Origin of the sequence: Pseudomonas sp. BN607, from assembly GCF_029871175.1 — a bacterium.
Taxonomy (GTDB): domain Bacteria; phylum Pseudomonadota; class Gammaproteobacteria; order Pseudomonadales; family Pseudomonadaceae; genus Aquipseudomonas.
This window is the reverse complement of record NZ_SSOE01000067.1, coordinates 114,468-126,709: the sequence shown is the minus strand read 5'-3', so window position 1 is coordinate 126,709 and position 12,242 is coordinate 114,468. Positions and strand designations below refer to the sequence as shown.

Sequence of the window (12,242 nt, the reverse complement as noted above, 5' to 3'; positions counted from 1 at the left end):
CCTGTGGGAGCTGGCTTGCCGGGGATGAAGGCGACGCGGATCAAGCCTTGTTCAAATACATCCGCGTAGTCAGCAGATACACCGGCAACCCCGACACCACTATCAGCAATGCCGCATAAGGCGCCGCTGCCGCGAACTCGACGTTGGCCGTGTGCGCCCACACCTCGGTGGCCAGTGTGGTCATCCCGGTCGGGCTGAGCAGCAGGGTGGCAGTCAGCTCCTTCATGGCATCCAGGAACACCAGCGCGAAAGCCGCGGCCATGGCCGGGAAGATGATCGGCAGGGTCACTCGGCAGAACGCCGCAAAGCTGCTCGCACCCAGCGTGCGTGCGGCCTCCTCCAGCGTTGGCGAAGCCTTGTTCAGCGCGGTTCGTACCGGCGACTGCGCCAGTGGCAGGAACAGCAGCGCATAGGCCAGCAGCAGCAATGCCGTGGTCTGGTACAGCGCCGGCACGTAGTGCAAGGCGAAGAACACCAGGGTCAGGGCAATCACCAGACCGGGCAGGGCGTGCAGCAGATAGGGCAGACGCTCGGCCCAGATCGCCAGGCGGCCTTTGTAGCGCACCACCAAAAAGCTGATAGGCAGAGCCAGCAGTACGCAGAAGCCGGCACCGCCTAGTGACACCGACAGCGAGGTGAACAACGCTTGCGAGATGGCCGCCACCGGGAACGCCGCCGACGAACCCACGCTCAGCCAGTAGCCAAGCATCGCCAGTGGAATACCGCTGCCCAACACCGCCAGGGCCACGCAGAACAGTTGCGCCAACACCGCCCAGCCGCGCAGTCGCACCGGCTGTGCGCGGCGTGCCACCCCCTGGCCGATGCGTACATGGCGGGCCTTGCCACGTACGCGCAACTCCAGCCACAGCATCACCAGACACATCGCCAGCAGCACGGCAGACAGCATGGCCGCGTTGGCATTGCTGAACTCCAGTTCGAACTGTTGGTAGATAGCGGTGGTGAAGGTTTGCAGGCCGAGGATCGACAGGGCGCCGAACTCCACCAGCATGTGCAGGGCAATCAGCAGCGCGCCACCGAGCATCGATGGCCACAACAGCGGCAGGGTGACCTTGATGAGCACGCCCCAGCGGCTACAACCCAGGGTGCGCGCCGACTCCTCCAGCGAGGTATCGAGGTTGCGCAGCGTGGCGGCCACCGGCAGGAACACCAGCGGGTACTTGGACAGCGCCATGACCATGATCGCCCCGCCAAGCCCTTCGAAGTCCGAGCTGAGCGACACCCAGGTAAAGCTGCTGACGAACGACGGTACGGCGAATGGCAGGCACAGCACCACGCCCCACAGCCGGCGGCCGGCCAGGTTGCTACGTTCCAGCAGCCAGGCAAGCGCCAGGCCTACCACCATGCAGGTCAGTGTTACACCGACCATCAGCATCAGGGTGTTGCGCATCAGCCCCCAGACAAAGGGCCGCCACAGCAGGTGCAAAGCCTCCCGCCAGCCGGCTTCCCAGGCTTTGATGGCGACATAGGCCAATGGCAGCAGGCTCATCGCCACCAGGAACAGCACAGGCAGCAGCACCCAGATCGAGGGGCGCTTGCGGCGCGGTACGAAGCGTACCGGCGCCGGCTCGGACAGGGCGGCGGTCATCAGAGCAGGCCGACCTCACGTTCAAGCTCGATGGCTTCCTCGGCATTGCCCAGGTCAGCCGGCGAAATCTTCGGTGGGCGCAGCTCCTCGAACGGTTTCAGGCCGCGGTCGGAGACCATGCCTTTATGCAGCGGGTATTCGGCGGTGGTCTGGGTGATCACGCGCTGGCCTTCTTCGCTGGCCATCCAGTTGAGCAAAGCCTGGGCTTCTTTCGGGTGCTTGCTGGCCTTGACCGCGGCGGCGCCAGAGATAGTCACCAGGTTGCCGGCATCGCCATCGGCCAGGTAGTACAACTTCGAGTCGAGCTTGCCGCGCTCACGCTCCAGTGCGTACCAGTAGTAGTTGTTCACCAGCACGGCAGCGACTTCGCCTTTTTCAACGGCTTTCAGCGCGACCATGTTGTTGGTGTAGGTCTTGCCGAAGGCTTTCAGACCGGTCAGCCATTCTTCGGTGGCTTCGCGGCCGTGCATTTTCAGAATGGCTACGGCCTGTTCCTGGAAGGCACCGCTGGTCGGCACGTAGCCGACGCGGCCGTCCCACTCAGGGTTGGCGAAATCCATGACGGTGGTCGGCAGGTCTTTCTCGTCGATCTTCTTCGGGTTGTAGACCACCACCCGGGTGCGTGCGGTAACGCCCATCCAGGAGCCGTTGGCGGCCACATATTCCTTGGGCAGCATGTTCAGCGTGGCGTCGTCGATCTTTGCCAGCAGGCCCAACTCGCCAAGGTTGTTAAGTGGCGGGGACTCTTCGGTATAGATGATGTCGGCCGGCGAGCGGTCGCCTTCCTCGATGATCTGGCTGGCCAGCTGGTTGCTGCTGCCCTTGCGGATATTGATGTGAATGCCGGTCTTGGCCTCGTAGGCCTTGGCGATGGCTTCGCCGATTTCCTTGTGCTGACCGTTGTACATGGTCAGGGTGACCGGTGCATCTGCCATGGCGGCCGGGGCGCCGATGACCAGGCTCAGCACGGCGGCGGCCAGGGTGCGCATCAGCGGTTGCGGGCGGATCGTCATGCGGGTACTTCCTCGCTTACGGCTACATATTCGGAAACAATGGTAAACGAAATCGTTTCTCAAGTGGCCGGGTGACGAGAAATTCATGGTCAGACCATGGTGCAACGGTCTGAAAAGGCCGCGACAGGGCTATGCCTTATTGGCAAGGAGATAGCGGGGAAGGGCGGGAGGCAAAAAACGCAGGCAAGAAAAAACCCACTAGCAAGCTAGTGGGTTTTTGTATGGTGCCCAGGAGAAGACTCGAACTTCCACGACCTTGCGGTCACTGATACCTGAAACCAGCGCGTCTACCAATTCCGCCACCTGGGCAAAGCTTTTAATCATCTGATGAATGCGAAAAACGTTCGCTTTCACACAGTAGTAACAGATCCTTGGTCATCTGTTACTTGAAAATACTTGGTGCCCAGGAGAAGACTCGAACTTCCACGACCTTGCGGTCACTGATACCTGAAACCAGCGCGTCTACCAATTCCGCCACCTGGGCACACATTCGAGATTATTTGATGCTTTACAGCGTCGCTAATCTCTACTACAACTGCGGGCTTGTCCGTCGTTGTGGTGCGCACTATACGGACGGTCCGGGGGGCTGTAAACCCCCCAGGCAAAAAAAATTTCAAAAAATTCAACTTGTTGATTCCACAGGCCTATTCCTGCTGTTCATGCACTGCAGCGGGGGCTGTCCAAGGCCGACATTTCCGGTTTCAATACGCCTATGCCAGAATTCCTATCTATATACCCCAAGGTGAACCCCTTCTGATGGCCGATTGGCAATCCCTCGATCCCGAGGCCGCTCGCGAAGCGGAAAAATACGACAACCCCATTCCCAGCCGTGAGCTGATCCTGCAGCGCCTTGCCGACCGTGGCGAGCCTGCTGCACGCGAGGAGCTGGCGAAAGAGTTTGGTCTGTATGAAGAAGACCAGATCGAAGCCCTGCGCCGCCGCCTGCGTGCCATGGAACGCGATGGCCAGCTTATCTATACCCGGCGCGGCACTTATGCCCCGGTAGACAAGCTGGACCTGATCTGCGGCCGCGTCTCCGGCCACCGCGACGGCTTCGGCTTCCTTATCCCGGATGACGGCAGCGAAGACCTGTTCCTCAGCCCGTCGCAGATGCGCCTGGTATTCGACGGTGACCGCGGCCTGGCCCGCGTTTCTGGCGTCGACCGCCGTGGTCGTCGCGAAGGCGTGCTGGTCGAGGTCATCTCCCGCGCCCACGAAAGCGTGGTCGGTCGCTACTTCGAAGAAGGTGGCATCGGTTACGTGACCCCGGACAACCCGAAGATCCAGCAGGAAGTGCTGGTTACTGCCGGGCGTAACGGTGGCGCGAAGATCGGCCAGTTCGTCGAGATCAAGATCACCCACTGGCCAACCCCACGCTTCCAGCCGCAAGGCGACGTGGTGGAGGTCATCGGCAACTACATGGCCCCTGGCATGGAAATCGACGTTGCCCTGCGCAGCTACGACATTCCGCATGTCTGGCCCAAGGACGTGATCAAGGAAGCGCGCAAGTTCCGCTCCGAAGTCGAAGACAAGGACAAGGAGAAGCGCGTCGACCTGCGTCACCTGCCGTTCGTCACCATCGACGGTGAAGACGCCCGCGACTTCGACGACGCCGTCTATTGCGAACCGCTCGGCAAGCTGCGCCTGTTCTCCGGTGGCTGGCGCCTGTACGTGGCCATCGCCGACGTGTCCAGCTATGTGCGCCTGGGTTCGGCCCTGGACGTCGAGGCCCAGCAGCGCGGCAACTCGGTGTACTTCCCCGAGCGCGTGGTGCCGATGCTCCCCGAAGAGCTGTCCAACGGCCTGTGCTCGCTGAACCCGCATGTCGATCGCCTGGCCATGGTCTGTGAAATGACCATGAACAAAGCCGGCCAGATGGTCGACTACCAGTTCTACGAAGGTGTGATCCACTCCCACGCCCGCCTGACCTACAACAAGGTCAGCAGCATGCTCGAGCACTCGCGTACCCGAGAGGGCAAGGCGCTGCGCGAAGAGTACAAAGAGGTCGTGCCGGACCTGAAGAACCTGTACAACCTGTACAAGGTGCTGGTGGAGGCGCGTCACACCCGGGGTGCCATCGACTTCGAGACCCAGGAAACTCGCATCATCTTTGGTGACGAGCGCAAGATCGCGGAAATTCGCCCGACCGTGCGCAACGAAGCCCACAAGCTGATCGAGGAATGCATGCTGGCGGCCAACGTGGCCACTGCCGAGTTCCTGCAGAAGCACGGCGTACCGGCCCTGTACCGCGTGCACGACGGTCCGCCGCCGGAGCGCCTGGAAAAACTGCGCGCCTTCCTCGGCGAGCTGGGCCTGAGCCTGCACAAGGGCAAGGACCCGTCGCCGAAGGATTACCAGGCCTTGCTGGCGAGCATCGCCGGTCGCCCGGACTTCCACCTGATCCAGACGGTGATGTTGCGCTCGCTGAGCCAGGCCGTGTACAGCACCGAGAACAATGGCCACTTTGGCCTGAATTACGAGGCTTACACCCACTTTACCTCGCCGATCCGTCGTTACCCGGACCTGCTGGTGCATCGCGCCATCCGCAGCATCATCCGCTCCAAGGTCGATACCCCGCACGTCAAGCGTGCCGGTGCCATGAGCATCCCCAAGGCGCGTATTTATCCGTACGACGAAAACACTCTGGAGCAACTCGGCGAACAGTGCTCGATGACCGAGCGCCGCGCTGACGAAGCAACCCGTGACGTGGTCAACTGGCTCAAGTGCGAGTTCATGAAGGACCGCGTTGGCGAGACCTTCCCGGGTGTGATCACTGCGGTGACCGGCTTCGGCCTGTTCGTCGAGCTGACCGATATCTATGTGGAAGGCCTGGTGCACGTCAGTGCGCTGCCGGGTGACTACTACCACTTCGACCCGGTACACCACCGCCTGTCCGGCGAGCGTACCGGGCGTAGCTTCCGCCTGGGCGACACCATCGAAGTCAAGGTGATGCGCGTCGACCTGGACGAGCGCAAGATCGACTTCGAAGTGTCGGAGAAGACCCTTGCCGCACCGATCGGTCGCAAGCAGCGCAGCGCCGCACCCGCTGGCGACAAGGTTGAGCAGCCGCCGCTGAGCGAAGCGAAAGCCACGCCCAAGCCACGCAGCCGCAAGAGCGAAGCCGCCGAGGCTTACTTCCCGAAAGATGCCGTGCAGCGTAACGCCGAAGTGCGCAAAAGCCGCGAAATGAAGAAGGCGCTGATGAGTGAGGCGCGCACTGGCGGCCATGCCAGCAGCAAGTCGGACAAAGGTGGCAAGGCCACTGGCAAGCCTACCAAGCACCGTAAAGGCCCACCGAAGTCCGGTGCGCCACGCAAGAGCAAGAGCAAGTCATGAGTCAGCTGGAAAAGATCTACGGCGTGCATGCCGTGCAGGCATTGCTGCAGCACCATCCGAAGCGGGTCAAGCAGATCTGGCTGTCGGAAGGGCGCAGCGAACCTCGCCTGCAGGCGCTGTTGGCGCTGGCCGCTGAAAACCGCGTGGCGGTGGGCCAGGCCGAGCGCCGTGAGATGGATGCCTGGGTCGAGGGAGTTCACCAAGGCGTCGTTGCCGAGGTCAGCCCGAGCCAGGTGTGGGGCGAGTTGATGCTCGAAGAGCTGCTTGAGCGCACAGAAACGCCACCGCTGATCCTGGTGCTGGACGGCGTGACCGACCCGCACAACCTCGGTGCTTGTTTGCGTACCGCGGATGCGGCCGGTGCCACGGCAGTGATCGTGCCCAAGGACAAATCGGCAACCCTTACCCCGGTTGTGCGCAAGGTGGCCTGCGGTGCTGCCGAGGTCATTCCGCTGGTGGCCGTGACCAACCTGGCGCGTACGCTGGAGAAGTTGCAGCAACGTGGTCTGTGGGTGGTGGGTACCGCCGGTGAGGCCGAGCAGGAAATTTATCAGCAGGATCTGACCGGGCCGCTGGTGATGATCATGGGCGCGGAAGGCAAGGGCATGCGCCGGCTCACCCGTGAGCATTGCGATTTCCTCGTGAAGTTGCCGATGGGCGGTAGCGTCAGCAGCCTGAACGTGTCGGTGGCCACCGGGGTTTGCCTGTTCGAAGCCGTGCGTCAGCGTCAGGCCAAGCGCTGATCCTCAGCCTGTTCCGGCCCATTCGCGGGTAAACCCGCTCCCACAGGATTTTCACTGGATTTCAAGCAGTGGGTACCTGTGGGAGCGGGTTCGCCCGCGAATGGGCCGCTAGCCTGTGAATATGTTTCAGGCTGTTCAAATATTCACCAATTACCTTGCTTGTGGGCCCCGGCTTCTCTACAATTGCGCCCCTTGCCGAGCTGGCAGGCGCTCATGTGCCTCCCCTCCGTGCAAGACATACAGTGTCATTCACTCCTTGTCTGACCAGATTCACTGGCAGACTACTAACCCGTAAGGAGCATTCATGCGTCATTACGAAATCATCTTCCTGGTTCACCCGGACCAGAGCGAACAAGTCGGCGGCATGGTTGAGCGTTACACCAAGCTGATCGAAGAAGATGGTGGCAAAATCCACCGCCTGGAAGACTGGGGCCGTCGTCAACTGGCCTACGCAATCAACAATGTTCACAAGGCTCACTACGTGATGCTGAACGTTGAGTGCACCGGCAAGGCCCTGGCCGAGCTGGAAGACAACTTCCGCTACAACGATGCCGTTATCCGTAACCTGGTCATCCGTCGCGACGAAGCCGTTACCGGCCAGTCCGAGATGCTGAAGGCTGAAGAGAACCGCAGCGAGCGCCGTGAGCGTCGCGAGCGTCCTGAGCATGCTGACTCCGCCGAAGGCGACGACAGCAATGACAGCGACTCCAGCGATAACGCTGACGAGTAATCCACGGACCTTTAGAGGAGCCTATTAAATGGCACGTTTCTTCCGTCGTCGTAAATTCTGCCGCTTCACTGCTGAAGACGTGAAAGAGATCGACTTCAAAGATCTCAACACCCTGAAAGCTTACGTATCCGAAACCGGCAAGATCGTTCCAAGCCGTATCACCGGTACCAAAGCTCGTTATCAGCGTCAGCTGGCTACCGCTATCAAGCGCGCCCGCTTCCTGGCCCTGCTGCCCTACACCGACAGCCACGGCCGCTGAGACCGGGTCGTCGACAAGCAGTAAGGGATAAGCATGCGAGCGTTAGCAAGTTTCATCATGCGCGGTCGTGTGCAGGCCACCCTGGTGGTGGTCATCAGCGCGGTACTGCCGCTGCTGTTCTGGTTGAGTGCCGCTGCAGGCAGCCTTGTGCTGCTGCGGCGTGGGTTCAAGGATGCTACATCGGTCATCGCCGGCGGCTTGCTGGCCGGGCTGGCCGTGTGGGTCATGGGCGATCCCATCACCTTTCTGGTGATTGCGGGTGCCTTGGCCCTGGCCGCCATGTTGCGTGCCGAGCATCCCTGGAGCCGGGTGTTGCTCGCCAGTGCCGTGTTCGCCGTGGCTTTCAGCCTCGTGCTCGATCTGGCGCTGGCGCAAACCTTCGATGTGCTGGCCAAGGCGTTTGCCGAAGCCATGCCGCAAATCGAAGGGCAACCGGTGCTCTCCGGTGAGCTGATCCGCCCTGTGCTGGTCGCTTCCACAGCAGTGACGGTGCAATTGTTCAGTGTGCTGGCGTTGATGCTGGCGCGCTATTGGCAGGCAGCGTTGTACAACCCTGGAGGCTTCGGTCGCGAGTTTCGCGAACTGAAGTTGCCGAAACAGACCATGGCGGTCTTGGTGGCAGTGATGGTGGTGGCGCCGTTTATCGGCCCGCAGTTCATCATCCTGGCATCGGCTTCCAGCCTGGTACTGGTGCTGGCCGGCATCGCCTTGATGCACGGGCTGGTGGCACAGGGCCGACTGGCCGGTTTCTGGCTGGTGGGGATGTACGTGACGCTACCGCTGATCATGCAGCTGATTTATCCGTTGCTGGTGGTTTTGGCCATTGTCGACAGCCTGATTGATTTTCGCGGTCGCAAGTCCCCCAAGGGGAATGACTCCGCGAACGGTGAAGGTTAAAAGTTAAGAGGTTTTACCAAATGGAACTGATCCTGCTGGAAAAAGTCGCTAACCTGGGCAACCTGGGCGACAAAGTAAAAGTTAAGGCTGGTTACGGCCGTAACTTCCTGCTGCCATTCGGCAAGGCCACCGTTGCCAACGCCGCCAACCTGGCTGCGTTCGAAGAGCGTCGCGCCGAGCTGGAAAAAGCAGCCGCTGACAAGAAAGCTTCGGCTGAAAGCCGCGCTGCCCAACTGGCCGAGCTGGAAGTGACCATCACTGCCACCGCTGGCGACGAAGGCAAGCTGTTCGGTTCGATCGGCACCCACGACATCGCTGACGCCCTGACCGCCTCCGGCGTTGAAGTGGCCAAGGCTGAAGTTCGTCTGCCGAACGGCACCATCCGTCAGGTTGGCGAATACGACGTAGCCGTGCACCTGCACAGCGACGTTGAAGCCACCGTACGCGTGGTCGTCGTAGCTGCCTAAGCTGCGCTAACTGGCTGGCTCCTTGCGAGTCAGGCGGTTAACATCGGGCACGGTCCTGTTTTTGACAGGCCGTGCCCTTTGTCTTTTTCATCCTCCAGAATTCTTTCGTGGCCATGAACGAGATCACCACCTCCGAACAGCTTGACCTGCAAACCGCAGCCCTGAAGGTACCGCCGCATTCCATCGAGGCCGAACAGGCCGTGCTCGGTGGCCTGATGCTGGACAACAATGCCTGGGAGCGGGTGCTGGACCAGGTGTCGGACGGCGATTTCTACCGGCATGACCACCGGCTGATCTTCCGCGCTGTGCACAAGTTGGCCGACGCCAACCAGCCATTCGACGTGGTGACCCTGCACGAGCAGTTGGACAAGGAAGGCCTGTCCTCGCAGATCGGCGGTTTGGCTTACCTGGCCGAGCTGGCCAAGAACACCCCTTCGGTGGCCAACATCAAGGCCTACGCCGCGATCATTCGCGAGCGGGCCACGTTGCGCCAGCTGATCAGCATCAGTACCGACATCGCCGACAACGCGTTCAACCCGCAGGGGCGCAACGCTGCCGAGATTCTCGACGACGCCGAGCGGCAGATCTTCCAGATCGCCGAGGCGCGGCCCAAAACCGGCGGCCCGGTGGGGGTCAACGAGCTGTTGACCATGGCCATCGATCGCATCGACACGCTGTTCAACTCCGACAGCGACATCACCGGTATTTCCACCGGGTACACCGACCTCGACGAGAAGACCAGCGGCCTGCAGGCGGCAGACTTGATCATCGTCGCCGGCCGTCCGTCGATGGGTAAGACCACCTTCGCCATGAACCTCGTGGAAAACGCCGTACTGCGAACCGACAAGGCGGTGTTGGTGTTCTCCCTCGAGATGCCAGGTGAGTCGCTGATCATGCGTATGCTCTCGTCCCTGGGCCGTATCGACCAGACCAAGGTGCGTTCCGGTCAGCTGGACGACGACGACTGGCCGCGCCTGACCTCGGCGGTGAACCTGCTCAACGACCGAAAATTGTTCATCGACGATACCGCTGGTATCAGCCCCTCGGAAATGCGCGCGCGTACCCGCCGCCTGGCCCGTGAACATGGTGAAATCGCCATGATCATGGTCGACTACCTGCAGCTGATGCAGATTCCGGGGTCGGCCGGTGACAACCGTACCAACGAAATTTCCGAGATTTCCCGCTCGCTCAAGGCCCTGGCCAAAGAATTCAACTGCCCGGTCATTGCCCTTTCGCAGTTGAACCGCTCGCTGGAACAGCGCCCGAACAAACGCCCGGTGAACTCCGACTTGCGTGAATCCGGTGCAATCGAGCAGGACGCCGACGTGATCATGTTCGTGTACCGCGACGAGGTTTACCACCCCGAGACCGAACACAAGGGTGTGGCGGAAATCATCATCGGCAAACAGCGTAACGGCCCCATCGGCTTCGTGCGTTTGGCGTTTATCGGCAAGTACACCCGGTTCGAGAACTTGGCGCCAGGGATGTACAACTTTGATGATGATGAATAACCCATTGAGCTAGCAAGGCCGCTCCTACAATGTTTGTGGTGTGCCTGCTAGCGCTGAAATCTGAGCGATGTTCGTTTGCCCTTGGCTGATGATCCGCCCCTCGCTCAAGGTGATCACCCGGTCAAACCGCGACAGTGCGCTCTGATCATGCGTCACGCAAATCAGCCCTCGCCCTTTGAATGCTTCGAACAACAGGTCCCAGGTACGCTCTGCCGACGCGGCATCGAGCCCTGCTGTGGGTTCGTCAAAGAAATTGAATTCCCCAGGCTGATTAAGAAGGCGTAGCAGCGTCAGCCTGCGTGCTTCGCCACCCGATATCGATTCTGCGCGTGCATCCAGATCAAGTTCGTACCAGTCTTTGCTCAGGCCCAACCGTTCAAGCCATCGTTCGATTTGAGCGCGATCATGAGCTTGCTCGAACAGTACCGCGCGGGGCAGGGGGCCGGGTATGAAATGCGCATCCTGAGGGCAGAGTCGTAATCGACTGAATTGTTCACTAGCGTCGAGCGACGCCAGGCACCTGCCGTGCAGGTGCACATCCTTGCGCAACGGGAATATCGTTCCCGCCAGCGTATGCAGAAGTGTCGATTTACCACATCCGCTGGGCCCGATCAGTGCGACCCGTTCTCCTTTGTGCAGTACCAAGGGTTCTTCGATGTGAAGTTGTACAGTATCTCGAGCGCTCAACTGGCACGGAACGATGCTTAGGCCAGCGTCCTTGTCTTGGGACTTCGCCTCAGTAGTGCATGCTGGGCCGAACGAGGGGAGCTGGAGCCAGTGTTCGAGTTTACGTTTGTCTAGTCGAAACTGGTCTAGCAATCGCCAGGCCTCAGCAAGTTGCGCAACCCCTGCCAGCAATCCGCTCACCAAGGTGAAGAGAGCAACCAGCTCGCCCAGGCTCAATTGCGGTGTTGCCAGAGCCTGATCATGGATACCCCACATGAGCAAACCGCCGCTGCCCAGTCCTATGAACAGGGTGCGCAGGCTCTGAATCCAACCCCCACTGTGAGCTACCTGCACTGCTGAGTCGGCATAGTGCGAAAGTGTCTGGTTGACAGGGAGCATTGCGGCATCCTCGGCCTTTTCCAGTTTGACCGTTGCCGCGCTGGCGAAGGTATCCACCCATTGTTCCGCCAGTTCATCCTCGCGCGCGTTCACTGCCTCGATATGTGGCCGGCGCCAGCGCACCAGGCGATCGTTGGCCCACAGGTAGGCCAGGCTCAAAGGGATGAGGCCGATCAATACCGAAGTAGCCCCCAGGTAAGCGAAGAGCGTTATCAGCACTGCAGCTTCGGCTAGCACCGGCCATGCCGAGCCAATCAGAAAGCCTAACCACCGCTCCTGTGCAGTAATGCCCCTATCCAGTACTTTTACCAGTGTTCCGCCATGGAGTTGTCCATAGGCCTCGAAGCGCTTGTCCAGCAATTCGCGGCACCAGCGGATGGAAAGTTGCTTCACGCGTTCCTGGCAAAGCCGCGCTAGGCACCAGGCTTGTAGAGGGGTCATTGAGGCTTGTAATGCGACAAGGCATATGAAAGCTCCGAGCAGAAGCTGGGAAGACGCGGCTGAGGTGGCCAGGTTGTCAATGATATCGGCCAAGACTAGAGCAGGTACGACGGTCGCGATTTTCAGGAGCAGTGTCGCGCCGAGGGCGGCGAGAATTCCTCTATAGATTTGCAT

The 12,242-nt window shown here is 60.6% G+C and carries 10 protein-coding genes and 2 tRNA genes; 7 read left to right on the top strand and 5 right to left on the bottom strand.

Features of this window, described 5'->3' with window-relative positions; translation table 11 throughout:
• Positions 1-40: 40 nt before the first annotated feature.
• The 4 genes from E8E68_RS25480 to E8E68_RS25465 form a co-directional block, all read right to left on the bottom strand.
• Positions 41-1,606: an iron ABC transporter permease gene (locus tag E8E68_RS25480; protein ID WP_266029329.1), complete on the bottom strand. Its 1,566-nt coding sequence runs from the start codon at positions 1,604-1,606 to the stop codon at positions 41-43.
• A complete protein-coding gene (locus E8E68_RS25475; RefSeq protein ID WP_110745925.1) occupies positions 1,606-2,619 on the bottom strand; it encodes an extracellular solute-binding protein in 1,014 nt (337 codons plus the stop codon). Before E8E68_RS25475 ends, E8E68_RS25480 begins: the two co-directional genes overlap by 1 nt.
• Positions 2,620-2,841: 222 nt before the next feature.
• Positions 2,842-2,928: transfer RNA gene (locus E8E68_RS25470), tRNA-Leu, on the bottom strand.
• Positions 2,929-3,016: 88 nt separating this feature from the next.
• A tRNA-Leu gene (locus E8E68_RS25465) sits at positions 3,017-3,103 on the bottom strand.
• A gap of 272 nt (positions 3,104-3,375) precedes the next feature.
• Here E8E68_RS25465 and rnr point away from each other — a divergent pair.
• The 7 genes from rnr (at position 3,376) to dnaB (ending at position 10,562) form a co-directional block, all read left to right on the top strand.
• Complete coding sequence (rnr, locus tag E8E68_RS25460; RefSeq protein ID WP_266029328.1) at positions 3,376-5,955, top strand: ribonuclease R; 2,580 nt, start codon at positions 3,376-3,378, stop codon at positions 5,953-5,955.
• Positions 5,952-6,698, top strand: coding sequence for a 23S rRNA (guanosine(2251)-2'-O)-methyltransferase RlmB (gene rlmB / locus E8E68_RS25455; protein ID WP_110745923.1), 747 nt, complete (start codon positions 5,952-5,954; stop codon positions 6,696-6,698). Before rnr ends, rlmB begins: the two co-directional genes overlap by 4 nt.
• A gap of 304 nt (positions 6,699-7,002) precedes the next feature.
• The gene (gene rpsF, locus E8E68_RS25450; RefSeq protein ID WP_003249557.1) at positions 7,003-7,428 is read left to right on the top strand and encodes a 30S ribosomal protein S6; all 426 of its coding nucleotides are present in this window, start codon (positions 7,003-7,005) and stop codon (positions 7,426-7,428) included.
• Positions 7,429-7,456: 28 nt separating this feature from the next.
• Positions 7,457-7,687, top strand: coding sequence for a 30S ribosomal protein S18 (rpsR, locus tag E8E68_RS25445; protein ID WP_003249563.1), 231 nt, complete (start codon positions 7,457-7,459; stop codon positions 7,685-7,687).
• 33 nt (positions 7,688-7,720) lie between these two features.
• Complete coding sequence (locus E8E68_RS25440) at positions 7,721-8,584, top strand: hypothetical protein (protein WP_110745922.1); 864 nt, start codon at positions 7,721-7,723, stop codon at positions 8,582-8,584.
• Between the two features lie 20 nt (positions 8,585-8,604).
• Entirely contained in the window at positions 8,605-9,051 is a 447-nt protein-coding gene (rplI, locus tag E8E68_RS25435; RefSeq protein WP_003249568.1) for a 50S ribosomal protein L9, read from the top strand.
• A 113-nt stretch (positions 9,052-9,164) separates the two neighbouring features.
• Positions 9,165-10,562 carry a replicative DNA helicase gene (dnaB, locus tag E8E68_RS25430; RefSeq protein ID WP_003249571.1) on the top strand — a complete coding sequence of 466 codons (1,398 nt, stop codon included), beginning with the start codon at positions 9,165-9,167 and terminating at the stop codon, positions 10,560-10,562.
• Between the two features lie 24 nt (positions 10,563-10,586).
• Here the strand turns inward: dnaB and E8E68_RS25425 are convergent, their stop codons facing one another.
• The gene (locus tag E8E68_RS25425; RefSeq protein WP_266029327.1) at positions 10,587-12,242 is read right to left on the bottom strand and encodes an ATP-binding cassette domain-containing protein; all 1,656 of its coding nucleotides are present in this window, start codon (positions 12,240-12,242) and stop codon (positions 10,587-10,589) included.